At 68.5% G+C, this 25935-nt stretch carries 23 protein-coding genes and 1 pseudogene; 7 read left to right on the forward strand and 17 right to left on the reverse strand.

Going from position 1 to position 25935, the window contains the following annotated elements; translation table 11 throughout:
- Positions 1-202: 202 nt before the first annotated feature.
- Positions 203-283 (reverse strand): annotated as a pseudogene (locus ACBY01_RS04680) (IS5/IS1182 family transposase); the annotation flags it as partial.
- 502 nt (positions 284-785) lie between these two features.
- On the reverse strand, positions 786-1562 hold the full coding sequence (locus ACBY01_RS04685; RefSeq protein WP_416459615.1) for an IclR family transcriptional regulator: 777 nt from the start codon (positions 1560-1562) through the stop codon (positions 786-788).
- 248 nt (positions 1563-1810) lie between these two features.
- Here ACBY01_RS04685 and ACBY01_RS04690 point away from each other — a divergent pair, with 248 nt between their 5' ends.
- A complete protein-coding gene (locus ACBY01_RS04690; protein WP_416459616.1) occupies positions 1811-4651 on the forward strand; it encodes a TonB-dependent receptor in 2841 nt (946 codons plus the stop codon).
- A gap of 43 nt (positions 4652-4694) precedes the next feature.
- Here ACBY01_RS04690 and lldD read toward each other — a convergent pair whose 3' ends face one another.
- From lldD to fucP, 5 genes are read right to left on the reverse strand one after another with little or no spacing between them, the layout of a single operon-like run.
- On the reverse strand, positions 4695-5831 hold the full coding sequence (gene lldD, locus ACBY01_RS04695) for an FMN-dependent L-lactate dehydrogenase LldD (protein WP_416459617.1): 1137 nt from the start codon (positions 5829-5831) through the stop codon (positions 4695-4697).
- Between the two features lie 4 nt (positions 5832-5835).
- Complete coding sequence (locus ACBY01_RS04700) at positions 5836-7125, reverse strand: L-fuconate dehydratase (RefSeq protein WP_416459618.1); 1290 nt, start codon at positions 7123-7125, stop codon at positions 5836-5838.
- The gene (locus ACBY01_RS04705) at positions 7122-7970 is read right to left on the reverse strand and encodes a fumarylacetoacetate hydrolase family protein (RefSeq protein ID WP_416459619.1); all 849 of its coding nucleotides are present in this window, start codon (positions 7968-7970) and stop codon (positions 7122-7124) included. The genes ACBY01_RS04700 and ACBY01_RS04705 overlap by 4 nt, the downstream gene beginning before the upstream one ends.
- Positions 7971-8004: 34 nt before the next feature.
- On the reverse strand, positions 8005-8745 hold the full coding sequence (locus ACBY01_RS04710; RefSeq protein WP_416459620.1) for an SDR family oxidoreductase: 741 nt from the start codon (positions 8743-8745) through the stop codon (positions 8005-8007).
- Between the two features lie 10 nt (positions 8746-8755).
- Entirely contained in the window at positions 8756-10009 is a 1254-nt protein-coding gene (fucP, locus tag ACBY01_RS04715; RefSeq protein WP_416459621.1) for an L-fucose:H+ symporter permease, read from the reverse strand.
- 191 nt (positions 10010-10200) lie between these two features.
- Here fucP and ACBY01_RS04720 point away from each other — a divergent pair, with 191 nt between their 5' ends.
- Both ACBY01_RS04720 and ACBY01_RS04725 read left to right on the forward strand, forming a co-directional pair.
- A complete protein-coding gene (locus tag ACBY01_RS04720; protein WP_416459622.1) occupies positions 10201-11043 on the forward strand; it encodes an amidohydrolase family protein in 843 nt (280 codons plus the stop codon).
- Positions 11040-11816, forward strand: coding sequence for an L-fucose dehydrogenase (locus tag ACBY01_RS04725; protein WP_416459623.1), 777 nt, complete (start codon positions 11040-11042; stop codon positions 11814-11816). The genes ACBY01_RS04720 and ACBY01_RS04725 overlap by 4 nt, the downstream gene beginning before the upstream one ends.
- A gap of 4 nt (positions 11817-11820) precedes the next feature.
- Here the strand turns inward: ACBY01_RS04725 and ACBY01_RS04730 are convergent, their stop codons facing one another.
- The 10 genes from ACBY01_RS04730 to ACBY01_RS04775 all read right to left on the reverse strand — a co-directional run bounded on the left by ACBY01_RS04730 (position 11821) and on the right by ACBY01_RS04775 (position 21527).
- Positions 11821-12198: an L-rhamnose mutarotase gene (locus tag ACBY01_RS04730; protein ID WP_416459624.1), complete on the reverse strand. Its 378-nt coding sequence runs from the start codon at positions 12196-12198 to the stop codon at positions 11821-11823.
- A gap of 171 nt (positions 12199-12369) precedes the next feature.
- Positions 12370-12747: an adenosylmethionine decarboxylase gene (speD, locus tag ACBY01_RS04735; protein WP_416459625.1), complete on the reverse strand. Its 378-nt coding sequence runs from the start codon at positions 12745-12747 to the stop codon at positions 12370-12372.
- Positions 12744-14351, reverse strand: a complete 1608-nt coding sequence (locus tag ACBY01_RS04740) for an FAD-dependent oxidoreductase (RefSeq protein WP_416459626.1) — start codon at positions 14349-14351, stop codon at positions 12744-12746. The genes speD and ACBY01_RS04740 overlap by 4 nt, the downstream gene beginning before the upstream one ends.
- Entirely contained in the window at positions 14341-15873 is a 1533-nt protein-coding gene (locus tag ACBY01_RS04745) for a polyamine aminopropyltransferase (protein WP_416459627.1), read from the reverse strand. The genes ACBY01_RS04740 and ACBY01_RS04745 overlap by 11 nt, the downstream gene beginning before the upstream one ends.
- A complete protein-coding gene (locus ACBY01_RS04750; protein ID WP_416459629.1) occupies positions 15866-16078 on the reverse strand; it encodes a DUF350 domain-containing protein in 213 nt (70 codons plus the stop codon). Before ACBY01_RS04750 ends, ACBY01_RS04745 begins: the two co-directional genes overlap by 8 nt.
- Positions 16079-16088: 10 nt before the next feature.
- Entirely contained in the window at positions 16089-16220 is a 132-nt protein-coding gene (locus ACBY01_RS04755) for a hypothetical protein (RefSeq protein WP_416459631.1), read from the reverse strand.
- Between the two features lie 19 nt (positions 16221-16239).
- A complete protein-coding gene (locus ACBY01_RS04760; RefSeq protein ID WP_416459632.1) occupies positions 16240-17544 on the reverse strand; it encodes a DUF4178 domain-containing protein in 1305 nt (434 codons plus the stop codon).
- Positions 17534-18205: a DUF4178 domain-containing protein gene (locus ACBY01_RS04765; RefSeq protein ID WP_416459633.1), complete on the reverse strand. Its 672-nt coding sequence runs from the start codon at positions 18203-18205 to the stop codon at positions 17534-17536. The genes ACBY01_RS04760 and ACBY01_RS04765 overlap by 11 nt, the downstream gene beginning before the upstream one ends.
- A 12-nt stretch (positions 18206-18217) precedes the next feature.
- The gene (locus ACBY01_RS04770; RefSeq protein WP_416459634.1) at positions 18218-19213 is read right to left on the reverse strand and encodes an SPFH domain-containing protein; all 996 of its coding nucleotides are present in this window, start codon (positions 19211-19213) and stop codon (positions 18218-18220) included.
- A gap of 283 nt (positions 19214-19496) precedes the next feature.
- Positions 19497-21527: a glycoside hydrolase domain-containing protein gene (locus tag ACBY01_RS04775; protein WP_416459635.1), complete on the reverse strand. Its 2031-nt coding sequence runs from the start codon at positions 21525-21527 to the stop codon at positions 19497-19499.
- Positions 21528-21702: 175 nt separating this feature from the next.
- Between ACBY01_RS04775 and ACBY01_RS04780 the strand changes: the two genes are divergently transcribed.
- From ACBY01_RS04780 to ACBY01_RS04795, 4 genes are all read left to right on the forward strand, one after another.
- A complete protein-coding gene (locus tag ACBY01_RS04780) occupies positions 21703-22959 on the forward strand; it encodes a M24 family metallopeptidase (protein WP_416459636.1) in 1257 nt (418 codons plus the stop codon).
- A gap of 108 nt (positions 22960-23067) precedes the next feature.
- Positions 23068-23910 (forward strand): endonuclease/exonuclease/phosphatase family protein, encoded by an 843-nt coding sequence (locus ACBY01_RS04785; protein WP_416459638.1) that lies wholly within the window; start codon positions 23068-23070, stop codon positions 23908-23910.
- Positions 23911-23920: 10 nt separating this feature from the next.
- Complete coding sequence (locus ACBY01_RS04790) at positions 23921-25426, forward strand: ABC1 kinase family protein (protein ID WP_416459639.1); 1506 nt, start codon at positions 23921-23923, stop codon at positions 25424-25426.
- Positions 25427-25439: 13 nt separating this feature from the next.
- Entirely contained in the window at positions 25440-25934 is a 495-nt protein-coding gene (locus tag ACBY01_RS04795; protein WP_416459640.1) for a hypothetical protein, read from the forward strand.
- The last annotated feature ends 1 nt before the right edge of the window (position 25935 follow it).

The following is a 25935-nucleotide window of genomic DNA, read 5'->3' on the forward strand; positions in this document are numbered from 1 at the left end:
CGCGTGGAAAACATGCTTGGCGATATCCAACCCGATCGTGGTAGCCTCTGACACGGACGCCTCCCTCAGTGGTGCTTCAACACCGCCACTCTGGCACATCGATGCCGTCGGGGGGCGTCCACCCCATCAGATCAGCGGCTCAAGGGAAATCCTCGACGATTCAGCATCACGTCATCTCGCTCTAGGGGGCCATCTCAAGCACCCAGAAGATGCCGTTGAGCATGCGGGGGTCATCCACGCGCGGCGCGCCTCGCTGCCTGTTGGGCAACAGCGGCTCGATCATGCGTCATTCAAAGTCGATCGTATCGGCTCGTGCTTGACGCTGAGTCAGAAGAGTGTGTCGAGGGTAGGGTTCGAGCGGAATTCTCAAGCAGAGTAGAGCCACCTCACCGGTTCGGGTGCAAAGGTTAACGCCGCGCGGAAGTTTAACAGCCGAGATGGAGAGCGCCGCTTCCTGCGTCCTGCTGGTGGGTCACCCGGGAAACTCTCAGGGCAAGTCCTACGACGAGCTTGGAGGCGCCCGCCGTCAGGCGCATCTGCCCGTGCTGCTTCTCGGAACCCGGGTTTGATGATATCGCCGCGCCTGATCATCCAGCATAGTCAAACACCTGCGCCGATATCGCTCCGGATGGTGCCCGATTGGGATGACTTGGTCCGACCCGACAGACGGAATATTCGCTGGGTGGGGCGGCAAGGCATAGCTGGAACGATTGTCGCGACTCGCTCCGTTTGCGGTGCGACGACGAAATTAGCCGCGGTGGCGATCATAGATTCACGGCCTAGGTCTAAGGGTACGCCATCTGATCGCGCTGATCGGCCGGGGCAAGTCGCCCACTCACTACCGCGGCCGCGTCGCGAAGCGCCGCTCGGGTCTCCGGCAAGGCGACCCGGCTGCCGGGTCCCTCCACGAAAGGAATGGTCAACGCGGCCTTCGCGACATACCCCGACAATACCGGCACGGAGATGTCCATGATGCCGTTCAGCACCGGGCTGGGCGAGACGCCGTCACCGTCGGCAGCGATGCCGTCGAGGACGGGGAACAGCGCCTCTTGCTCGACCACGTGCCCGGCCTCGCGGACCTCCGCCAGCATCCCGGCACGGGCGGTACGCGGCTGGAACGCGAGCAAGATGCGGCCCGATGCCGAGAGATGCAACGGCCGGCGGTAGCCGATCCTGACGGCAAAGCCGATCAGCCCCGGCGCCTCGATCCCGGCGATCACGACCATCTCGGCGCCCGAAGCAACGGCCAAATGGCAGCTTTGCCCCGTCTCGCGCGCGAGTTCCTGCATGACGGGCAAGGCGGTCGATACCAGATCGCGCACCGGCGGCTGCCGCATCCCCAGCGTGAACAAGCGACTGGTCAGCCGGAAGCCGCTCTCGTCGCGCAGAATGTAGCGATGCTCCTCAAGCACCTGGAGCATGCGGAAGATCTCGCTGACGGAGCGGCCGAGCGCCCCGGAAATATCCGACATCGACAGGCCCGCGTCCGCCGTCGCGAGCAGTTCGAGGATCTCCAGCCCCTTCTTCAGAGCCGGGGCTTGATAGCGCGATTTCGTCGTCATCCTCGTCTCCCTGCACCACAGCTTTGAACGCCCATCCTCACACCGACAAGAGGCAGACATAACATCAGGTATGAAACCGGTTTTCATATTTCATAGCGATTAAGGTTCAGGTAAACCGTCCGAAGCGCTCCGGTAAGGAGCCAGGCATCGGGAGAGGGATCATGGGACATCTAGCAGTTGCGCACGTCGTTCATCGTCAACGGCTAAACGCGGGAGCATCCCTCCTCGCGCTGTTCTTGGGCTGGGGAGTGCCGGCGGCTGCGCAGGCCGCGGCTCCTGTCAGCGACCAGACGGCGCCTCCTTCGACTTCCCCGCAGGCACTCGGCACTGCGCAGAGCGCCACCGTATCGCCCAGCGGCGATCAGGGCACCGCCGGCGCCCAGAATGACGGCAGCGGGCTGGAGTCGGACAGCATCGTCGTCACGGGCGTACGCGCCAGCCTGTCCAGCGCCCAGAGCATCAAGCGCAACGCCGACCAGATCGTAGACTCGATCGTGGCGGAGGATATCGGCAAGCTGCCCGACCGGAACGTGGCCGAAGCGCTCCAACGCATCACCGGCGTGCAGGTCCAGCGTTCGTTCGGCGAAGGCAGTTCGGTCGCCATCCGCGGTCTCAGCCAGGTTCGTACCGAGATCAACGGTCGCGACATCTTCACCGCCAGCGGCGGTCGCTCGCTGAGCCTCGAGGACGTGCCGAGCGAGTTGCTGGCCGGCGTCGACGTCTACAAGAACCCGTCGGCGGATCTGATCGAGGGCGGCATCGGCGGCCTGATCAACCTGCGGACGCGCAAGCCCTTCGACTTCGACGGGTTCAAGGCCTCGGTGAGCGGCGGCATCAACTATTACGACCTGTACGGCGCCAGCAAGCCGCAGGCGAACCTGCTGCTCTCCGACCGCTGGGAAACCGGCATCGGCGAGATCGGCATCATGGCCGACGTCGCCTATCAGCAGACTGCGTTCCGGCAGGACCAGATCTCCAGCCAGCCATTCTATCTGCTGAACGAAGCGCGCAATGCCGACGGCACCTTCGTCAGCCCGGGCGACGTGGCGACCGCGGCCGGCCTCGGGCGTAACGGACAGCCCACCTATCTGACGCACGGCGTCGGCATCGGCGAGTATATCGGCGACCGCCGTCGTCTCGGCACCGATATCGCCGTGCAGTGGAAGCCGACCGACACGCTGCTGTTCACCGGCGAGTATATCCGGTCGGACTATAAGTTCCGCTACGGCGACTACAGCTACTTCGCCTATACCGGCGACAATCCGATCACACCCGACTTCACGCAGCCGTTCACCTTCGACGAGGACGGCAACTTCACCAGCGGCACCTTCGCCAACGTTCCGGTAAATGCCAACACCAGCCTGGAAACCCGCCACTCGGTAACGAACGACTATTCGCTCAACGCCAAGTGGACGCCGACCGACCGGCTGACCGTGAACGGCGACTTCCAGTATATCCGCGGCACCACCAGCGGACAGCGGTCGATCGTAATCCTCTCCTCCACGGCGGAGCGCGTCTACACGACCGCAGGCAACGGCGTTCCGGCCATGATCATCTCGCCGGACAACAACCCCGCCAATGGCAACGGAAGCCCCACCGATCCCGCCAACTACGCCTCGGGCGCCGGCTATCTCGACCATATCGATCACTCGGTCGGGACCGAATATGCCGGGCGCTTCGACGTACAGTATAAGTTCGATGGTTTCCTGAAGTCGGTCAGCGCGGGCCTGCGGTACACGGACCGGTCGGCGGTCACCGACTCCAGCACCTATGCCTATTATGGCCTCACCCGGCCGCTGAATTCCGATCTCTACGAACTGCGGCCGCTGGCGGGTGAACTGTATCGCGGCAACCAAGCCCTTCCCGCAGGCGCGATCTTCTTTAACCGCAACACCGTGCTCGACTACGACGACACGCGCGCGGCGCTCGCCCCGTTCGTGGATCCGTCGCAGCAGCAGGCGCTGCTCAATGGCGTCGGCTACCAGCCGAGCGACCGCAACACGCAGAGCGAGAAGACCTACACCGCCTATGGGCTGGTGAAGTTCGGCACCGATTCCTTCGCCGTGCCGTTCGATGGCAACGTAGGCCTTCGCGTCGTCAAGACGGAAGTCGGCACCGCCGGCTTCGAGAGCAGGTCCCCGCAGGTGCAGACCGGAACCGATGAAGTCACCGGGCTTCCGGTCTTCGGCAACGGGCCGGTCACGTTCGTCCCGATCACGAGAGACTCGAACTACACCAAGTTCCTGCCGAGCGTGAACCTGACCTTCCACCTGACGGATCAGCTCCAGCTTCGCCTCGCGGCGTCCAAGGCATTGAGCCGTCCCGATTTTTCGCAGCTCAATCCCAACATCGCGATCAACGAATATGTCGCGACCGGCGGGCAGCGTGTGGCTTCGTCGGGCAACGCCAATCTGAAGCCGCTGACCGCCGACCAGTTCGACGCCTCGCTGGAATATTACTTCTCGCGCACCGGATCGCTGTACGCCGCGGGCTTCTACAAGAAGGTGGACGGGTTCATCGCCAACGTCACCGCGCCGGAGACCTATACCTTCGGCGACAACAGCTACACCTATCAGGTGACCCGTCCGCTGAACGGTGACAATGGCAAGATCAAGGGCTTCGAAGTCGGCGGCAACACCTTCTTCGACTTCCTGCCCGGCTGGCTGTCGGGCTTCGGCACCCAGGCGAACTTCACCTATGTCGACAGCAAGGCGCCCAGCCCCGGCGCGACCGATACGTCGGGCAACCAGCTGTTCGTGCCGCTCGAACAGCTGTCGAAGTATAGCTACAACCTGGTCGGCTTCTACGATCGCGGCCCGCTCTCGGCCCGCGTCGCATACAACTGGCGCAGCAAGTACGTGGTGACCACCGCGGGCAACGGCAGCGGCAACCTGCCGATCTTCAACGCCGCGCGTGGCCAGCTCGATGCCTCCGTGACCTACACGGTGTCGCCGAACTTCGCGCTCACCGTGGACGGCATCAATCTCACCAACACGGAAAACCGGACCTACTACGGGATCGAAAGCCGCCCGCAGTCCTATGTTCTGAACGATCGCCGGGTGAGCATCACCGCCCGGATCACCTACTGAGGAGCCTTCCGGGGCCGGCGATCCGCGCCGGCCCCGGAGCGCATCACTGCGTCAGGACCGAGCGGTCGATCTCGGCGATGCTGCGGACCCCGGTCAGCGCCATCGCCACGCGCATCTCGCGCCCGATGAGGGTCATCAGCAGGTCGATGCCCGCCTCGCCCCGCGCCGCCAGCGCATAGACCCAGGCGCGGCCGAGCAGCACGCCTTCGGCCCCCAGCGCCAGCATCCGCACCACGTCCAGCCCGGATCGCACGCCGGAATCGGCAAGCACCGTCACCTGACCCCGCACCGCATCGGCGATGGCAGGCAGCGCGCGTGCCGTCGACAGCACGCCGTCCAGCTGCCGTCCACCATGGTTGGAGACGACGATCCCGTCGGCACCGATCGCGACAGCGGAGCGCGCATCCTCGACATCGAGAATGCCCTTGATGATGAGCGGCCCGTCCCACGCGGCGCGAATCCACTCCAGATCGGCCCAGGAGATCGACGGATCGAAGTTCGCGCCGAGCCAGCCCATATAGTCGTTGAGCCCGCTCTTGGCGCCGAGCACCGGCTCCAAGTTGCCGAGCTGATGCGGGCGGCCGCGCAGGCCGACGTCCCACGCCCAGCCGGGCCGCCCGAGCGCCTGCAGCACCCGCTTGAACGACGCGCCCGGCCCCGACATGCCGGAATGGGCGTCGCGATAGCGTGCGCCCGGCACCGGCATGTCGACCGTGAAGACCAGCGCCTCGGCTCCCTGCTCCTTCGCCGTCGCGATCAGGTCGCGCATGAACGCGCGATCGCGGATGACGTAGAGCTGGAACCACAGGGGCCCCGAACCGCTCGCGCGCTTCACCTCGGCAAGCGGGCAGATCGACACGGTCGAGAGGCAGAACGGCACCCCTGCCCTGGCGGCGGCCCGTGCCGCCTGGGTCTCGCCCCGACGGTGGTACATGCCGCTGATGCCGACCGGCCCCAGGCCGACCGGCAGCGCCATCCGCCGGCCGAACAGGCTGGTGCCGAGATCGATCTCCGCCACGTCGCGCAGCACCCGCTGGCGCAACGCAATGTCGGCGAGGTCCGCCACGTTGCGCGCCATCGTGTGCTCGGCATAGGCGCCGCCGTCCGCGTAATCGAACAGGAAGCGCGGCAGCCGCCGCCGCGCCGCCTCCCGAAAATCGAGCGTGGAGGAGACGATCATCGCGCTAGTACCGGACCTCGGCCGACACCGCATACTGCTCCAGCGATTCCGGCTTCATCTCGATCGAATAGCCGGGGCGCTGGGGCGGCATATAGGCCGCGTCGCGGATCACGCACGGATCGACGAAGTGCTCGTGCAGATGGTCGACATATTCGATCACCCGCCCCTCGCGCGTGCCGGCGAAGCACAGATAGTCGATCATCGACAGGTGCTGCACATATTCGCACAGGCCGACGCCGCCGGCATGCGGGCACACCGGCAGGCCGTGCTTGGCCGCCATCAGCAGCACCGCCAGCACCTCGTTCACCCCGCCCAGGCGGCAGGCGTCGATCTGTACGACGTCGATCGCACCGGCGGCCATGAACTGTTTGAACAGGATGCGGTTCTGGCACATCTCGCCGGTCGCGACCTTCACCTCGCCGATGCCGCGGCGGATCGCGGCGTGGCCGAGCACGTCGTCGGGGCTGGTCGGCTCCTCGATGAACCACGGCTTGGCGAAGGCGAGCGCGTTGACCCACTCGATCGCCTGATCGACTTCCCAGATCTGGTTGGCGTCGATCATCAGCTTGGCGTCCGGTCCGATCGCCTCGCGCGCGATGCGCAACCGGCGGACGTCGTCCTCCAGGTCGCGGCCGACCTTCAGCTTGATGTGGTCGAACCCGGCGTCGACCGCCTCGCGCGCCAGCCGGTAGAGCTTCTCGTCCGAATAGCCGAGCCATCCGGCCGAGGTGGTGTAGCAGGGATAGCCCTCTGCCTTCAGCGTCGCGATCCGCTCCGCCTTGCCTTCGGCCCGCTCGGTGAGCAGCGCCAGCGCCTCGTCGGGCGTGATGAAGTCGGTGATGTAGCGGAAGTCGATCGTGCGGACGAGCTCCTCGGGGCTCATGTCGGCGACGAGCTGCCATACCGGCTTGCCCGCCGCCTTGGCCCACACGTCCCAGACGGCGTTGACGACGGCACCGGTCGCCAGGTGGATCGCGCCCTTGTCCGGCCCAATCCAGCGCAGCTGGCTGTCGTTGGTGACGTGGCGCCAGAAGCGCCCCGCGTCCTCGGCGATCCAGTCGAGGTCAAGCCCGATCACGCGCTCGCGCAACGCGCCGATCGCCGCCACGCAAATCTCGTTGCCGCGCCCGATCGTGAAGGTCAGGCCATGCCCCTCCAGCCCGGCTGTGTCGGTTTCGAGGACGACATAGGCTGCCGAATAGTCGGGATCGGGGTTCATCGCGTCCGACCCGTCCAGCGACTGGCTGGTCGGAAAGCGGACATCGCGGATGCGCAGGCCGGTAATCTGCGTCACGCGCGCGCCTCCACGACGCGCTGCGTCTGCTCGCCGAGACCGTCGATGCCGAGCCGCATCACCTGCCCGACCGAAAGGAACTTCGGCGGCGTCTGCCCCAGGCCCACGCCCGGCGGAGTACCGGTGGAGATCACGTCGCCGGGCTGCAGGCTCATGAAACGGCTGAGATAGGCGATGATCGTCGGCACGTCGAACACCATCGTCGCGGTGGTGCCATCCTGATAGCGATGGCCATCGACCTCGAGCCACAGCCGCATCGCGCCATGCGCCGGCGCCTCGTCGGTGGTCACCAGCCAAGGCCCCATCGGCCCGAAGGTGTCGCAGCCCTTGCCCTTGTCCCAGGTGCCGCCGCGCTCCAGCTGGAAGGCGCGCTCGCTGACGTCGTTGATGACGCAGTAGCCGGCGACGTGATCCATCGCCTCGCTCTGGTCGATGTAGCGGCCGGGCTTGCCGATCACCACGCCCAGCTCGACCTCCCAGTCGAGCTTGGTCGCGTCGCGCGGCATCTCGACGTCGTCGTTCGGGCCGCAGATCGCGCTGGTCCACTTGTTGAAGATCACCGGCTCCTTGGGCACCTCGGCGCCGGTCTCGGCGGCGTGGTCGCTGTAGTTCAGGCCGATGCAGATGAACTTGCCGACCTCACCGACGCAGGCGCCGATGCGCGGGTTGCCCTCCACGACCGGCAGCGTCGCCAGATCGAGCGCGCCCAGCTTGGCCAGCCCCTCGGGGGTCAGCGTCTCCCCGGAGATGTCGGGAACGACCGAGGACAGGTCGCGGATCGCGCCGTCGGCGTCGAGCACGCCCGGCTTTTCCTGGCCCAGCGGGCCGTAACGCAGAAGCTTCATGCGAGAATACCTTTATGCTGTAGCGCGCTTGGGCTCAGTTGACCCAGCCGCCGTCGATCACATGGGTGGTGCCGGTGGTGAACGCGGATTCGTCGCTGGCAAGATACAGCGCAAGCGCGGCGATCTCCTCCGGCCGGCCGAGCCGCCCTACCGGCTGACGCGCAACGAACGCCGCAGTGGCATCGGCTAGGTCAGTCCCGGAGTCCGCCGCCTGTTCGGCGACGCGTTGGCGCAGCGAGGGCGAATCGATCGTGCCGGGGCAGATCGCGTTGCTGCGGATGCCCTGCGCGACGTAGTCGGCCGCGATCGCCTTGGTCAGGCCGATCACCGCTGCCTTGGTGGTGCCGTAGGCGAAGCGGTTGGGGATGCCCTTCACGCTCGACGCAATCGAGGCGATGTTGATGATCGAGCCCTGCCGCTGGTCGAGCATCGCCGGCAGGAAGGCGCGGCACAGCCGGTACATGGCGGTGACGTTGATGTTCATCGAAAAGGCGAACCCCTCCTCGTCGCAGGCCAGGATGTCGCCCGCGTGGACATAGCCGGCACCGTTCACCAACACGTCGATCGCGCCGATCTCGCCCGGCAGCGCCGCCACCGCCTCGCGATCGGTCACGTCCAGCACGATCGGGGTCACGCCGGGCACCGTCGCCAACACTTCGCCGTTCAGGTCGGCGGCATAGACGGTCGCACCTTGTGCCACGAACGCGTCGGTGATCGCGCGACCGATGCCCTGTGCGGCGGCGGTCACCAGCGCGCGTTTTCCGTTCAGTCTCATGGCCGGGTCCTCAGATTGTGATGGGTTGCACGGACGCGCGGTCCGTTCGGAAGGCGAACAGCGCGACCGCCGCGAAACAGACGAGCGGCAGGAGCACGGCGGCGTGCAGGCCACCGGCGGCGCCCGCGATCACGCCCATCAGCGGCGGTACGACCGCCCCCCCGATGATCGCCATGATGATCAGCGATGCGCCGATGGAGGCTCGCGGCCCCAGGTCCCGCACGCCTAGCGCGAAGATCGTCGGGAACATGATCGACATGAACAGGCTGGTGAGCCCCAGCGCGCCGACCGCGATCCACCCCGAAGACAGCGCGGCCACCGCGCACAAGCCGATGTTCACGCCGGCGAAGATCAGCAGCAGCCGCGTCGCCGCGATCCGCTGCATCAGCGCGGCGCCGATGAACCGGCCGGCCATGAACAGGAACAGGCTGCCCGACAGCAGATACGCCGCCGTCTTCTCGGGCGTGGCGGGAACGCTGTCCTTCACGAAATCGACGAAGAAGCTCCAGATGCCGACCTGCGCGCCGACGTAGAAGAACTGCGCGACCACGGCCGCGAGCAACCCCGGCGTGCGCAGCACCTGCCGCAAGCCGTCGTGCGCACCCTCGTGGCGCGTCTGCACCTGCGGCAGGCGGACCAGCGCGACGGCAACCGCGAGCACCGCCACGATACACGCCAGCACCAGATAGGGCATCTGCACCATCTGAGCTTCGCTCAGGCGATAGGCCTCCAGGTGGGCGCTCGACATCGTCGCCAGCGTGGCCGGGTCATGCTCGACGCCGGAGAAAATGAAGAAGCCGCCGATCGCGGGCGCGACCACCCCGCCGACGCCGTTGAAGCCCTGCGCAAGGTTGAGCCGCTGCGGCGCGCGGGCCGGATCGCCGAACGCGACGACATAGGGGTTGGCGCTGGTCTCGAGAAACGCCGCGCCGGACGCCAGCACGAACAAGGCTGCCAGGAATGCGCCATATTCGCGCACCTCCGCCGCCGGCCAGAACAGCAGCGCCCCCGCGGCATACAGCGCCAGGCCGGTCAGAATGCCCGCGCGATAGCCGAAGCGGCGCGTCACCACCCCGGCGGGCAGCGCCATCACGAAATAGCCGATGTAGAAGACGAACTGGATCAGCCCGGCCTGGGCGCGGTTCAGGTCGAGCGCCTTCTGGAACTGGCGGATCAGGATGTCGTTGAAATTGCCGGCCACCGCCCACAGGAAGAACAGACTGACGATCAGCACGAACCCGAACCGGAACCCCGGCAGGATCAACGGCCCGTCTGTCGTGGCATGCGAGGGCGTACGTGGCTGGTGCATGGATCCTTCGGTCAAGCGTCCGCTCCTGACTGCCCGTCCGTGTTCGGATCGGAGAGGAAGCCGAGGCGTTTTGCAACGGCTTTGCATATATGAAAATTCATGTCACAGGTAATGGCCGACGGCAAGAGAGGCGAAAGGTCCCTTCGATGATCCGGATCGACGCGCACCAGCATTTCTGGCGGTATACACCGGAACGCTTCGGCTGGATCGCACCCAATGGGCTATTGGCGTGCGACCGGTTGCCGGGCGACATCAAGCCGCTACTCGAAGCCGACGGCTTCGCCGGGTGCGTGGCCGTGCAGGCCGAACAGGACGAAGCCGAGACCGACTGGCTGCTGTCGCTCGCATCCGATCACGCCTGGATCTTGGGTGTGGTGGGCTGGACCGATCTGACGGCGCCCGACCTCGACGCACGGCTGGTGCGGTGGCGGGGGACGCCGCTGGTCGGCATCCGACACATGGTTCAGGACGATCTCGACCCGCACTGGCTGCTGCGCGCGGATGCCCAGGCGGGCTTACGGACGCTGCTGGCACACGGCCTCGCCTACGACATCCTCGTGCGTGGCCGCAGCCAGCTGGCGCAGGTCTCCGCCTTCGTCGACGCTGCGGGCGATGGCACGCTGGTGCTCGATCATGGCGGCAAGCCCGACATCGCCGGCGGTGAGTGGCAGCCCTGGGCCGACACCCTCCGGGCGATCGCCGAACGGCCGCAGGTCGTCTGCAAGGTCTCCGGCCTCGTGACGGAAGCCGATCACGTCGCCTGGTCGGCGGACGAAATCGAACGCTATCTCGACCATCTCCTCGCCTGCTTCGGCCCCGACCGCCTGATGTTCGGCTCCGACTGGCCGGTGTGCACGCTCGCCGGCGACTATCGACAAGTGGTGGCGCTGGTGGATGCGTTCGTGCAGCGCGCTTGTCCCGATCATCGCGCCGCCGTCTTCGGCGCGACGGCGCAGCGCGTGTACCAGCTTACGGAGCCTGACGAATGAACCTGAACCTCGACGGCAAGCTGGTGATCGTCACCGGCGGTGGCGCGGGCATCGGCGGTGCGATCTCGACCGTGCTGGCCGAGGAAGGCGCTATTCCCGCCATTCTCGGAAGAAGCCCGCTCGATGCGGCGTTCGAAGCGCGAGTTCGCGCGCTCCAGCCTGCCACGATCTTCTGCCAGCTCGATCTGCGCGACGACGCCGCCTGCGCCGCGGCGGTCGAGCACATCGTGGCACAGGGGCATGGCGTCCACGGGCTGGTCAACAATGCCGGCGCCAACGACGGCATCGGGCTGGAGGCCGGCACTGCCGCGTTCCTGCAGTCGGTGACTGCCAATCTCGCCCACTACTACGGCATGGCGCATCATTGCCTGCCGCATCTGAAGGCGAGCCGCGGCGCGATCGTCAACATCTCGTCCAAGACCGCGCTGACCGGGCAAGGGAGCACCAGCGGCTATGTCGCGGCAAAGGCGGCGCAGCTCGGGCTCACCCGCGAATGGGCGGCCGCGCTGGTCGAAGACGGCGTGCGCGTCAACGCCGTCCTGCCCGCCGAAGTGATGACGCCGCTCTACCGCAACTGGATCGAAAGCTTCGACGATCCGGCCGCGAAGCTTGCCGAGATCACGCAACGCATCCCGCTCGGCCGGCGCATGACGACCGATCGCGAGATCGCCGACACGGTCGTGTTCCTGCTGTCCGACCGATCCTCGCACACCACCGGCCAGTGGATCCTGCCGGACGGAGGCTACACCCACCTCGACCGCACGCTGACCTGAACCGTTACTCGCCCGCCACGGCCGGCTGATCCGACAGCGCGAAGATCCGCTCCGCCGGCAACCATTTGTCGCCCGGCGCCGCATCGGGAAGCGGCTGCTGCATGCGCGACATCAACGTTTCCCACGCGACGATCTCCGGGTCCGCGGCGTCCGCAGCAGCCTTCGCCGCCGGGTCGAACCCCGGCCCCGTCTTCATCATCATCACCAGCCGGTCGCCGCGCTGATAGATCTCCATCTGCTCGATCCCGCTCGCCCGGATCGACGCCACGACCGCCGACGGCACGGCACCCGGACGATGCCAGCGACGATACTCCTCGATCAGCGCGGCATCGTCTTTCAGGTCGAGCAGCAGGCAGTGCCACATGGAACTTCTCTCCTTCATATCCAGCTGCTCCCCGCTCCTGGAGCTCGCATGAGCAGGACCAAGAAAAGGGCCTTTCACTTGCCGCTCGCGTATGGGCCGTATCGATGGTGATCGTGCCGCGGCGGAACTGCCGACTGGGCAAGGGACCTATGAAAAGCAAGTCGCTCCATACCGGCTCCCCCCGACAGATCATCCGATCAACGGCGCGACCGCCATACCATAGCCCCGCGGGACCGTCCGGACCTCTCGCCCGGTGGCACCGAGCCGGTCGGCGATGATCTCCACCGCCGCGTCGGGATCGCAGCGATGGCCGCACAGAAAGATATCGACTGCGGCGTAGCCGTGCTCGGGCCAGCTGTGGATCGAGATGTGCGATTCCGCGAGTAGTGCGACGCCGGTGATCCCCTGCCCCGGCCCGAAGGCGTGCAGACGCACGTCGAGCAGCGTCGCGCCGGCCGCGGCGGCGGCAGCCCGTAGCGCGTCTTCGACGCGGCCGAGGTCGTCGAGACCCGAACAGCCGTGCAGGTCGAGCAGCACGTGGCGGCCGTCGTAGGGGAGCGGGTTCATGTCCGTGCCTCGTGGCGATGGCCGAGCTGCGCCATCGCCGCCTCGGCCGCGCGGGTGCCGTGGAAATGGGCCTCCTCGAAGATCGACAGTCCGCTCAGGTCGGCGTGCGCGAGGTAGAGCGGCGGCGGCGTGGCGAAGCGCTGCGCCGCGCCCCAGATGTAGCCGGGCGTCGGCCGGATCATCGCATGGCCCCAGCGCCACACGTCGATGCTGCGGATCGCGCCGTCCAGCTCCGGGTGCATCGCCAGCAGATCGTCGCGCACCAGCGCCTTCCACGCCTCGGCCGACCGTTCGAGCAGCAGGCGACGGCCGGCCGCCGGCGCCATGCGCGACAGCGGCTGATACCAGGTGAGCACGCTCGCGCCGGTGATCGCCTCGCTCTGATGGGTGGCGACGACGTAGCCGAGGGAGTCGCTGGTGCTCGACACATTGTCCCAGGCGACGGGAACGCCCGCCCCTTCCGGCAACCGCTCGACGGTGACGTTGGCGACCACCCAGGGCGCGTGGCTGCAGGCGGAGACGTCGCCGATCTCCGGGCAAATGCGCGCCGCGATGAACAGCGGCATCGCCAGGATGGCGGCGTCGGCGCGGAAGCGCACCGTCTCGTCCGTGGCGATGTCGAACGCGTCGACGAGGACCCCGTCGCCGTCGCGGGCGACGCGGTGGACCAGTCGGCCACTCGCGATGCGGTTCGGGAAGGCAGCCGCCATGTGCCGCACCAGTCGTGCGTTGCCCTCCGGCCAGGTCAGGAGATTGTCGTCCGTCTCGCCCGCAGCCCAGCCGCGGCGGCCGGCGAAATAGTGGATGCCGGCCCAGGCGGAGAGCTGCTCGGGCTCGGTGCCGTAATCGTCGCGGGTGCCGTAGCGGATGTGCGCCCGCAGCGGCGCGCTGGTGAAGCCGCGATCGTCGAGCCATTCCGAGAACGCCCAGCGATCGAGGGCGCGGATCGCCGGATCTGCCGAGCTATAGGCGACCGGGATGGCGAAGCCAGGCTTGCCGTCGCTCCCGATCAGGGTCGCGAAGCCCTGCATCTCCGTCTCGAAGCGGGCGAACTCGTCGCGCTCGTGCCGGGTGAGGCCGCTGCGCGGCACCAGCCCGGCCTGCCAGCGCCCCTTCCAGAACAGACGTTCCTGAAGATCGGCGCACAGCTGGAGCGGGTCGTAGACTGGCCGCCCCTCCGCCTCTCCGACGATCATGCCGAAGCGGCCGAGCATGTGGCGCAGTGCCCCCGCCTCGCGGTTGGCGACCGGCAGATAGTGCGCGCCCAGCGGGAACGCCGACACCGCGTTGCGGCCGCTGCGGGCGTTGCCGCCGACGCTGTCTTCCAGCTCGAGCAGGCGGAAGTCGTCGAAGCCGGCGTCGGCGAGCGTCCAGCCCGCCGCCAGGCCGGCGACGCCGCCGCCGGCGATCACCACGCCGGCGCGTTCCTCGCGGGCGGGCGCCGGGAACGTGCCGCCCCGCAGCCGGTGGCCGCGCCCGAAGTCGGCTCCCGACAGGACACCGTCGGGCGGCGTTTCGGCGAGGAAGGCGTGCGCGCCCGCCGCGCCCATCCCCGCTGCCGCCACCCCGCACAGCGCGAGCACCGTGCGGCGATCAGCCTTCATAGCGGCTCCACGCCTTGTCGAACTCGCGCACCAGCACCTGGTTGTCGAGCCGGTTCACCGGGGTCGGGCGCCGCGCCATGTCGGGCGGGAAATCGAACATCAGCGGTTCGCTGGCGCGGGTGAGGAAACGCCCTTCGGGGAAATGCGGCACCTCCGGGATCGGCCCGGTCGCGGCGAGCACGAAGCCCCATTCGCCGAAGCTCGGCACATAGGCGTGATAGCCGCGGGTGCGAAAGCCGACCGCCTCCAGCGTCGTGGCGACGGTCCAGAAGGCGTCGGGTGCGACGAACGGCGAGGTGCTCTGCACCACCATCATCCCCGAAGGCGACAGCAGCCGGCGCACCGCCGCGTAGAAGCTGTCGGTGTAGAGCTTGCCCACCGAGTAATCGACGGGATCGGGGAAATCGACGACGATCGCGTCGTAGCGCTGCCGTGCCTCGCGCACCCAGCGGAAACCGTCCGCGTTGATCACGCGCAGCCGGGGATCGTTCAGCGAATTGCGATTGAGCGCGGCGAGCGCCGGCGTCTTGCGGAACAGCGCGGTCATCTCGCCGTCCAGGTCGACCAGCGTGACGGTGCGCACATCGGGGTAGCGCAGCACCTCGCGCGCGGCGAGCCCGTCCCCGCCGCCCAGGATCAGCACGTCGCGTGGGTGCGCCACGCGGCCGAGCGCCGGGTGGACCAGCGCCTCGTGATAGCGATACTCGTCGCGCGACGAGAATTGCAGGTTGCCGTTGAGGTAGAGGCGCAGGTCGTCGTCGCGGCGGGTCAGCACGATGCGCTGGTAGCGGCTGGAGCGTGCGTAGACGACCGGCTCGCCATAGCTCGCCACCTCACCGAAGCGCTGCAGCCGGTCGGCGGCGGCGAAGCCGATCGCGAGCGCGACGAGCACCAGCACCGCCGCCAGCTTCTCCAGCCGCAGCGATGCCGCGCGCGGCAGCGCGAGCAGCAGCGCCAGCGCGACCGCCGCATTGGCGATACCGAAGACGAAGCCGGAGCGGATCATGCCGACCATCGGCATCAGCACCAGCGGGAACAGCAGCGACGCGAACAGCGCCCCGACATAGTCGAAGGTGAGCACGCTCGACACCGTCTCGCGAAAGTCGAAATCCTTGAGGATGCGGATCAGCAGCGGGATCTCGAGCCCGACGAGGAAGCCGATCGCCATCACCAGCGCGTAGAGCAGCACCCGGAAGTGTTCGACGAACGGGAACAGCAGGAACAGCAGTGCGGCCGAGGTGCCGCCCAGCAGCGCGATCAGCAGCTCGACGCGGATGAACAGCCGCAACTCGTCGCGCGTGACGTAGCGCGACACCCAACTGCCGACCCCCATCGCGAACAGATAGGTTCCGATCACCGTCGAGAACTGGGTGACGCTGTCGCCGAGCAGATAGCTGGCGATCGTGCTGGCGAGCAGTTCGTACACCAGTCCGCAGGTCGCGACGACGAAGGCGGACAGCAGCAGCGCGCCCGCCGGTGCCTTCAGGCGGTGCCTGGGCTGGGCGGGGTCGGCTTCAGCCATGGATGGCGGCGGCGATGATGATCGACAGCCCGATCGCGACCGCGCCGGCGAAGATCGCAACCGCGCTGTTCTGCTTGACCTCGATCTCCTCCCACAGCTTGCCGGGGGTGAGCAGGTCGAGGATGACGAAGCCGACGACGAACACGACGATGCCGATGGCGGCATAGAGCAACGTGTTCAGCAGGATTGGCAGGCTGGTGATCATCGCATTTCCCCTATTTGTGCGTCGGGCCGGTGACGAGGACGCCGCGCGGCCCGGCGCGGCCGCTGTCGGCAAACGGCGACCAGGCGAAGCTGATCGCGAGCAGGAATGCCGCCGCCACGCCCATGCACCACAGTGCGAACAATACGCTCCCCCGCCGCACCTCAGTCGTCCCCGCCCGGCGCGAAATCGCTCTCGCCGACGCGTGCGCCTTCGAAGCGCAGATGCTGGAACAGCGCATAGCCGATCGGCAGCCCGATCAGCAGGAACGCCAGGAACAGAATCCCGGTCGGAAAGCCGCCGCTGGAAATGTGGACGTCGATCAACGGCGGCGAGAAGTCCGAACGCCGCCAGTCGCCGGAATTCTGCGCCCCCGTCCACTGGTTGGCGGTATGTTCGAGGACGAGATCGTAGTCGCCGCGCGGCACGCTCGCGAAGTGCGCGGCGGTGGCGTCGGAACCCTCGCTCCAGCTGCCGTCCGAATCATATCCGGAGTAGCGCTCCGCCGCCTTGTAGGCGGTGAAGCTGCGCTGGTTCGACCGGTCGACGAGCATATAGTCGAGGTCGACCCAGCCGTTCGACAGCTGGGGGATGCGGGTCGACACCGTCACCGGCTGATAGCTGCGCCCGAGCGAGAGCGGACCGATCGTCACCTCGCGGCTGCTGCCGTCGGCGGCGATCGGGAGCGTGCCGGAATAGAGCGTCGTCCGGCCGCCGGCGAAGATCGCCACCACCAGCAGCAGCGCCGCGGCGAGCAGCGCGACGGGTGCGGACTGGCGAACGAACGCGCGATGCGGCGAGGGCTGATGCGGCAGCGGCGGCCAGGGTCGCGCACTCGCGTCGACGCCGAAGGCTCGGGCGATCTCCTGCGGCGCCAGCATCTCGGATCGCGACCAGCTGACCTCGTTGCCGTCCGCCTCGCGCGAGAGCATGAACCCGGGCCGTACCCAGTCGGCGGTCTCCACGCGATCGCCGCGCCGCACGCGCCAATAGAATTCGCCGAACACGTAATCCACGCGGGCGGTGCCGTTGGCGAAGAACGCGCCGTAGCGTTCGTTGCCCAGCCGCATGTCGCGGCCGACGCGGCTCGGCACGACGGTGAGCTGTTCGCCCAGGCTCCAGCCGCCGCGGGTGGCGATCAGCCAGCGATAGCCGTGATAGGGATTGAAGAGGAGATACTCCTCCCACGCGTAGTTGCCGTTCTCACTGCGCCCGAGATAGCCGATCGCCTCCCACTCGACGCCGCGCAGCGTGCCGCGGGTGCCGAGCGGGATCGCGAGTCCCGACGCCGCCTCATGGTACGCGGCGATCAGCCGCACCTCAGGACGCGAGACGTCCAGGATGCTGCCGCAGTAGCTGCACGCGACGGTGACGCTGTAGCCCGCCGCCTTGATCGCCACGGTGCCGCCGCACGACGGACAGGTCAGCGCGGTCGCGGCCGGTGCGGGCGCCGCCGCTTCAGCCGGCATGACGCGGCATCGCCCAGCCCTCGATCGCGCGCAGATCGGTGGCGTGGAGATCGGCGAGGGTCACATAGCGCCCCTCGTAGAAACTCGTCCCGCTCGCCTCGCGCTGGAGTGTGGCGACGCTGCCGTCGGTCGAACGGAGGTCCACCGAATAGAGGCGCCAGCCGGGCGGCGCCTTGAACGGCAGCTCACCCTCGGCAGCGATGCAGGTCACCTCGCGGGCATCGCCCACCGCATAGGCGCGCTTGCCCACGTCGACGCGGGTTCCCGGGATGGCATCGCCCCCGGAGGCGATGCGGCGCAGCTTGGGCGAGCGAACGTCCTGCATCGGCCGCTCGAACGTCATCATGAACTGTCCCATCGCCTCGCCCAGCCAGCCGTGCTCGTCCTGCCCGAACAGGCACAGCCATTCGTTCCACGCGCCGTCGCTCCAGCGCCAGCGGACGCGGCCGATCACCTCGAACGCACGATCGTCGAAGCGCCCTCGCGTCCCCCGCTGGATGGGGCTGACGTCGAACGGCAGCGCCGCCTGGGTGCCGACCACGCCGATGCCGTCGTCGGTCCGCACGATCACCGAACGGCAGTAATCGCACACGACGTTCGGCAGCGCGGCCGAGCGGAATGCGACCGACGCCCCGCAATTGGGGCAGCTGAACCGCAGCATGGCGGGCGCCCTTTAGCGGATGCGCCCGAGCAGCTCGGCTTTCTTGGCGTCGAAATCCTGCTGGGTGATCGCACCCACCGTCAGCAGCTTGTGCAGCTTCTCGATCTGCGCGTACGGATCGTCGCCGCCCGCTGCGGCCGCCGGCGCCTGCCCGCCGCCGCCGAGCGACCCCGCCATCGCCTGGCCGATCGCCATCCCGGCCCCCGCGCCGACGCCGAGGCCGGCGACGCCGCCCTCCTGCCCCGCCGCCTTCTCGATCGCCTCGGCGCTTTGGAACTTGGCATAGCGGTCGAGATCGCCGACGACGCGCATCGACGAGGCCTTGTCGAGATGCGCCTGCACCGCCTCCGGCAGCGACAGGCTTTCGACGAAGAAGCTCTGGCAGCTCAGCCCCCATTGGGTGAAGGCGGGCTGCACCAGTTCGCGCAGCCGCTCGGACATCGCCGCCTGATCGCCGGCCATGTCGACGAAGGCGATCTCCGAGCCGCCTAGCGCGGTCGCAAGCTGGGTCGCGATCGCCGAGCGGAGCTGGCCCTCGACATCGCCGACGCGCACCGTCTCCAGCGTGCCCATCAGCTTGGCCTGGAAGGTCGGGACATCCTCGATCCGGAACGAATAGCCGCCGAACGCCCGGATGCGCAGCGGACCGAACTCGCGGTCGCGCACCGTCACCGGCTGCGGCGTGCCCCATTTCAGGCCGGTCTGCTCCTTGCGGGTGAAGAACAGCACGTCCGCCTTGAACGGCGATTTAAACGCCTTGTCCCAGTTCATCAGCGCGGTGAGCAGCGGCAGCGTCGCCGTCTCGATCGTGTGCTGCCCCGGCCCGAACGCGTCGGCCATCTGCCCTTCGTTGTAGAAGAACGCGACCTGCCCCTCGCGTACCGTCAGCTGCGCGCCGTTCTTGATCTCGCGATCGCGCACCGGATAGCGGATGGCGAGATCCCCCGGGGTCTCGACCCAGTCGATGACGTCGACGAACTGCTTCGACAAAAAATCCAGGATACCCATCGGCGATCTCCCCCAAATCGGGTCGAGCCTACCGCGTTGCGCCGCCCGACGCCATATGCCGATCTTCGTGCGCGATCCCGTCCTCGCGCCGCCGCACCTTAGGGCGTATCGACATCCATCGCGGAAGTCCTGAACTCCCCCTTCATCCTTTCGCATCGAGGTGCCGTCGAGCTTGTCGAGACGGCGTATCGAGAGGTCGGTCGTTGGAGCTCTCTCGATACGGGCTCTCGACAAGCTCGATCCCTACTCGAGACGGACGGGGAAAGATGAATGTCAATCCAGCCTAGCGGATCGTCAGCCGTCCCCCGGCGGCAAGCGCCGCGTGATCGACGGTGAAACCGGCGAGCGGCGCGCCGTTCAGCAGCGGCGGCCGCATGCGCTCCCCCTGTTCTGCGCCGCGTTCGATGCGGATCGTACGGCGGCCCGGCACAGCGATCTCGGCATGGTCGAACGAAGGCTCGGTCACCACGTACATCGGCTTGCCCGGCACCAGCGGATAGAGGCCGAGCGACGCCCACACGTACCAGGACGCCATGCCGCCGGCGTCGTCGTCCATGCCGTCGGCATAGCCCACCGGATCGAGCGCGAAGGCGCGGCCGTGCCACGGCTTCGCGCGCTTCGCCGGGTTGGTGTACCAATGGTCCATCGGCTGGTGGAGGATGGTGTCGACCAGCGCGCGGGTACGCTCGGGCTCGCCGCTCAGCGCGAAGAGGAACGGCGCCTGGATGTCGGGCTGGTTTGTCATGTTGAACAACCCGTCGGCGAAAAAACGGGCGAGTTCGGTGTTGAACCGCTGCCGCCCGAGCCCCTCGCCGATCAGCCAGTCGAGGTCGAACACCGGCGCCCAGCGATATTGCCACAGCGTTCCCTGATAGAGACCGCGCGCCTTCACCACGTCGAAGTCCGGTCCCACGTCGCGGAACACGCGGCTCCACATCGTGCGGTACGCCAGGGCCCCACTCCGCAGCCGCGTGGAGAGTTCGTTCTGGCCGAGGTCCTGCGCCAGTTCGGCCGCGGCCCAGGCGTCGTAGGCGGTCTCGATCTGCTGGTCGGGCGCTTCGCGCGGGAGCGTCTTGAGCTCCTCCACCATCAGCGGCAGCACCCGAGCGGCATCGAAGCCGCCGATCCCCTTGCGGCGATAGTCGAGCAGCGCGACCCCGGCATGCTCGCTCCGAACGGTGATGAACGGCTCGTGCTGCGTCGCCCATTGCACCTTCCCCGCCAGATACAGCTCGGCGAGGGAGGCGGCGATATCGGCGGCGCGGTCGGGATCGAGCAAACCGAGGAGCGGCAGCTGGGTGCGGTAGTTGTCCCAGACCGCCCAGCCGGCGTAGCGATGCTGCCCCTTCGGCACGGTGTGGAGCGTCCCGTCCGAGCGGCGATAGCGCCCGTCCGCGTCGTCGATCCGCGCCGGCGTCTGCATCGCGCGGAACAGGTGGGTGTAGAACAGCCGCGGGCGCTCCCCGTCGCCGGGCACGCGGACCCGGCCCAGCTCCTTCGCCCAGTCGGCACGCGCGCTTGCCCGCAGCTGCTCCAGCGAGCGGTGCGCGACCAGGCGATCGAGCACCCGCCGTGCCGACGCAGGATCGACCACCGAAAGGCCGGTGCGCACCGCCACGCGGTCGCCCGGCTGCACCGTGATGTCGAACGCCAGCCGGTCGCCGTCGAGCGTGACGGCCGGAACCGCGACCGGCTTGTCGTTGCGCGTCAGCGTGGCGGCGAACGACAGGTGGTAGACGCCGCTGTCGCACACGGTTCCCGCCGACATCCGCCCGCGCAGGTCCGCCGCATCGCGCGCCGTCCACTCGGCGGCGTGCCGCTTGGTATAGCCGTGCCGCGGGTCGAGGATCAGCCGCACCGTGCCGGCGCGCGGAAGGGTGAAGCGCGAAATCCCGGCCGCGCCGTTGGCGGCGAGTTCGGCGTCGATGCCGTCGCCGTAGCGGACGCGGTACCAGCCCGGGCCCGCGCGCTCGGACGCCTTGTCGATCGTCCACACCCGCGGGTCGCCGGCATAGCCGAGCGAGACGTGAAGGTCGCCGCCACCCCCGCCGCAGCCGACCCCGACCGCCCGCGTGTGGGAGAAGCCGGTGAGCTGGCCTGCCCGATAGTCATAGCCCGCATGTTCCGCCGGCCGCGTGTCCGGCGACAGCTGGACCATGCCATAGGGTCCGGTCGCGGCCGGGGTGAGCTGGCCGTGGTCGCCGGCCGTGCCGACGAACGGATCGACCAGATCGACCGGCGCCACCCGCTCCCCCGCCTGCGCCGCCGGAGAACAGCACAGCAACGGCAGCAGGAGGCAAGACAGCAGGCGCATCGAACAGGATCCTCGATCGAAGAAAGGCAGCGGGCGGCGGCGATCCCGCCGCTCTGACGCGCTCGCGTGACGGAAATGCTACAGATCCGGCGCGGCGTCTCCAAGGCCTTCACCGCCCACACCTCTTTCGGCAGCGGCATTGCGCGTCGCGGCGGAACCGCCCTATCCCGCGAGCATGGCCTATCCCCTCTCCCGCCGCGGTTTCGTCGGTACCGCGCTTACGCTGCCGACGCTCGGTGCCGTCTCGATCCTGCGCGCCGCCGAGCCGGACCTGTCGGAGCTTCGCGACCTCACCACCGCCGCCAGGCCGATCGACGCCGCCGAGCGGCTGGCGCGGGTCCGGCGCGCGCAGGAGCGGATGCGCCGCCTCGACATCGCGGCGGTGGTGGTGGAGCCGGGCGCCTCGCTCCGCTACTTCACCGGCATCGAATGGGGGCGCAGCGAGCGCGTGACCGCCGCGGTGCTGCCGCGCGAAGGCGATGCGCTGGTCGTCACCCCCTTCTTCGAAGAGCCTTCGGTGCGCGAGACGCTCGACGTGGCGGCGGAGGTGCGCGTTTGGCAGGAGGACGAGAGTCCGCTCGCACTGGTCGCCGGCTGGCTGAAGGAGCGCGGGCTGGCCAAGGGGAAGCTGGCGATCGAGGAGACCGCGCGCTTCTTCGTCGCCGACGGATTGGCTCAGCGACTGCCCGACATGCGGCTCGTCTCCGCCGATCCGATCGTCCGCGCGCTGCGCATGATCAAGTCGCCGGCCGAGATCGCGCTGATGCAGGTCGCGACGGACGTAACGCTCGCCGCCTATCGCTGGACCTGGGCGCGGGTCGAGGCGGGGATGGTCGGGCGCGACGTCTCCGCGCTGATGAGTGCCGCGACGCGCACGCTGGGCGGCGATCCGCAATTCTCGATGGCGCTGGTCGGCGAGGCGTCCGCCTACCCCCACGGCAGCCGGCAGGTGCACCGCATCGCGCCGGGCGAGGTGCTGTTGATGGACTGCGGCTGCGCGGTGCATGGCTATGAATCCGACGTTTCGCGCACCTTCTCCTATCGCACCGTTCGGCCGGAGGTGCGTAAGGTCTGGGAAACCGTCGCCAGGGGTCAGCAGGTCGCACGCCAGGCGGCCAGGGTCGGTGCGCCGGCCGGCAGCATCGACGATGCGGTTCGCGCCTTCTACGAACGCCAGGGCTACGGTCCGCGCTATCGCCTTCCCGGCCTGTCGCATCGCACCGGGCACGGCATCGGCATGGACGGGCACGAGCCGGTCAATCTGGTCCACGGCGAGACGACGCCGCTCGCGCCGGGCATGTGCTTCTCCAACGAACCCGGCCTCTACCTGCCCGGCAAGTTCGGCGTCCGCCTGGAGGATTGTTTCCACATGAGCGATGCCGGCCCGCAGTGGTTCAGCACCCCGTCCAAGTCGATCGACGCGCCGCTGTAGGTCCCGCCCGCCATCGTCGTGCAACACAGCGGTCCTACCGGCCATGCCTCGGCTTCGGCATTGACGCGCGCGCCTGCATCGCGACGATGGCCGGACCTCAGGGAGAATATGATGACGTCGATCCTGCGCCGCGGTCTTTCGCTGTTCCTCCTCGCCTCCGTCGCGGCCTGTGCGCCGACCCAGCCGCTCAAGGTGATGAGCTTCAACGTCCGCTACCCGACCGACCAGGGGCCTACCCGCTGGGAGCTGCGCCGACCGGTGATGGTGGCGACGATCCGTGAGGCGAAGCCGGACGTGATCGGCACCCAGGAGCTGTACCAGCGGCAGGGCGAGGACCTCGTCCAGGCGCTGCCGGACTATCGCTGGTTTGGGCGTGACCGGCGGGGCGGCCACGGCGACGAGCATATGGGCATCTTCTACCGCGCGGATCGCGTCCGGCTGGTGCGCCAGGGAGACTTCTGGCTGTCCGACACCCCCGATCAGGTGGCGAGCATGGGCTGGGGCACCGACCTGCCGCGCATGGCGAACTGGGGCGTGTTCGAGACGCTGGGCGGCAAGCCGCGCCGCTTCCTGTTCGTCGACACCCACCTGCCCCATCGCGACGAGGACGCAGCGGCGCGCGAGCGCGGCGTCGCGCTGATCCTGTCGCGGCTGCCCGCGATCGCACAGGATCTGCCGGTGATCGTCGCCGGCGACTTCAACGCCGATCCGTCGAGCCGCGTCTATGCGGCGATGGCCGGCACGCTCACCGACGCCTGGGCGAGCGCGCCGCACCGCACCGGGCCGGAGCGCACCTTCCACAACTTCACCGGCAATGCCGACAAGCGCATCGACTATCTGTTCGTGCGCGGCTTCACGCCCACCGACGCGCAGGTCGATGCGCGGCACGAAGGCACGACCTATGCGTCGGATCACTTCCCGGTCGCGGTGACGCTGCGCTTCGACCAGTGACGGCGCGGGCATGATCAAGACGCTGCTGGTCGCGACGCGCGACCGCAACCGCCTGGCGGAGATCCTCCAGGTCGCCTCGCGCTTCGGGCTCGGCGTGCTGCTCGCCCGGCTCGGGCTGGAACGTGGCGACGGCGACGCGGACGATCCGCAGACGCTGCCGCGGCGCACGCGGCTGGCGCTGGAGGAACTGGGCCCAACCTTCGTCAAGCTCGGCCAGATCCTCGCGACGCGCGGCGACCTGCTGCCGCCCGACTGGATCGCCGAGCTCGAGCTGCTGCACAGCCGCGCGCCGACCCTCCCGTTCGAGGAACTGCGCCCGGCGGTGGAGGAGGCTCTCGGCCAGCCGCCCGAGAGCGCGTTCGCGCGCTTCGATCCCGAACCGCTCGCCGCCGCGTCGATGGCGCAGGTCCATCGCGCGACCCTCAAGGACGGGCGGGCCGTGGTGCTCAAGATCCGCCGGCCCGGCATCCGCCCGCGGATGGAGGCGGATCTGCGGCTGATCGCGCAACTCGCCACCGCGGCGGAGTCGGCGAGCGTCGAGGTGCGCCGCTTCGCCCCCGCGGCGATGATGCGCCAGCTTGCCGAAGCCGTGCTCGAGGAGCTCGACTTCACCGGTGAGGGGCGCAACGCCGATCGCCTGCGCGCCGGCTTCGCGCGCGAACCGCAGGTGGTGGTGCCCGAGATTCACTGGGCGTGGACGTCCGAGGCGCTGCTGGTGATGGACTATGTCGACGGCGTGCCGCCGCGCGACGGCGCCACGCTGCGCGCCGCCGGCATCGATCCGGCGGCGATCGCCTCGCTCGGCGCCGACATCGTGCTCGACATGGTGCTGGTCAACGGCCGCTTTCATGCCGATCCGCATCCCGGCAACCTGCTGTGCCTCTCCGGCGACCGCATCGCGCTGCTCGACCTCGGGATGATCGGCCATGTCTCGCCGCGGCGCCGCGAGGAGTTCATCGGCTTCGTCCAGTCGCTGAACGCCGGCGATCCGGCTGCGCTCGCCGACGTGCTGGCCGGCTGGTCGACGGGGAGCGGCGTGCCGAGCGAGCGCATCCAGCGCGCCGCCGACCGGCTGATCGCGCGCCACGGAGGCGGGCGGGTGGTGCTGAGCGCGATCGTCGCCGACTTCCTGCCGCTGATGCGCGACGAAGGCATGACGATGCCGCCGGACCTGCTGCTGATCTTCAAGGCATTGGCGACGATCGACGGCGTGCTCACCGCGATCCAGCCGGAGTTCGATCTGTCCGCGGCGATGCAGCGCTCGGCGCTGCGCATCGCGCAGGCGCGCCTGTCGCCCGAGCATTGGGCGCCGACGCTGCAGGCACTGGCGTGGGAACTCGGCAAGATCGGCAGCGACGCGCCCCGGCTGCTGCGCGCCGCGATCCGCCGGCTGGAGAGCGAACCGGTGCCGCCTGAGCAGAACGCCGGTGCCGCGACGCTGGCGGCCGGCCGCTGGATCGCGAGCGCGATCGTCGTCGGTGCCGCACTGATCGCCGCCACCCTGCACTTCGGCTGAAGGACGAGCGATCATGACGACACGAAGCGCGCGATGGTCGGCAGCCGCCGTCGCGCTGGCGGTGCTGCCGATCCTCGCTGGCGGTTCCGCCCCGCCGCCGCCCGACCCCGCGACGCTGTGCAAGGCAAGCGAGAAGCCGCTGTTCTCCTGCCCGATCGGCCGCAAGCTGGTGTCGGTCTGCGCCGGCGCCGCCAAGCCGGTCTATCGGTACGGCACGGCGGGACGGGTCGAGCTGACCTCGACCGATCTCACCACCGCCAGCGTCGGCTATTCGGGCGGCGGCGAGACGCAGATCGCGGCGACGAACGGCGCCTATCGCTACATCGTCTACGACCGCACCGTACGCACCGGATTCGGCGAGGACGGGCTGCACCACCCCGACTTCGACAGCGGCCTGATCGTGCGGCGCGGCGCGCGAACGCTCTCGTCGCGGACGTGCAGCGCCGAACCCGTCCTGGGTACGCCCAATGTCGGCACGATCCCGCCCGGCGCGTTCGTCGCCGACTGAG

This window comes from Sphingomonas mangrovi (genome assembly GCF_047975845.1).
In the GTDB taxonomy this organism is placed as follows: domain Bacteria; phylum Pseudomonadota; class Alphaproteobacteria; order Sphingomonadales; family Sphingomonadaceae; genus Sphingomonas.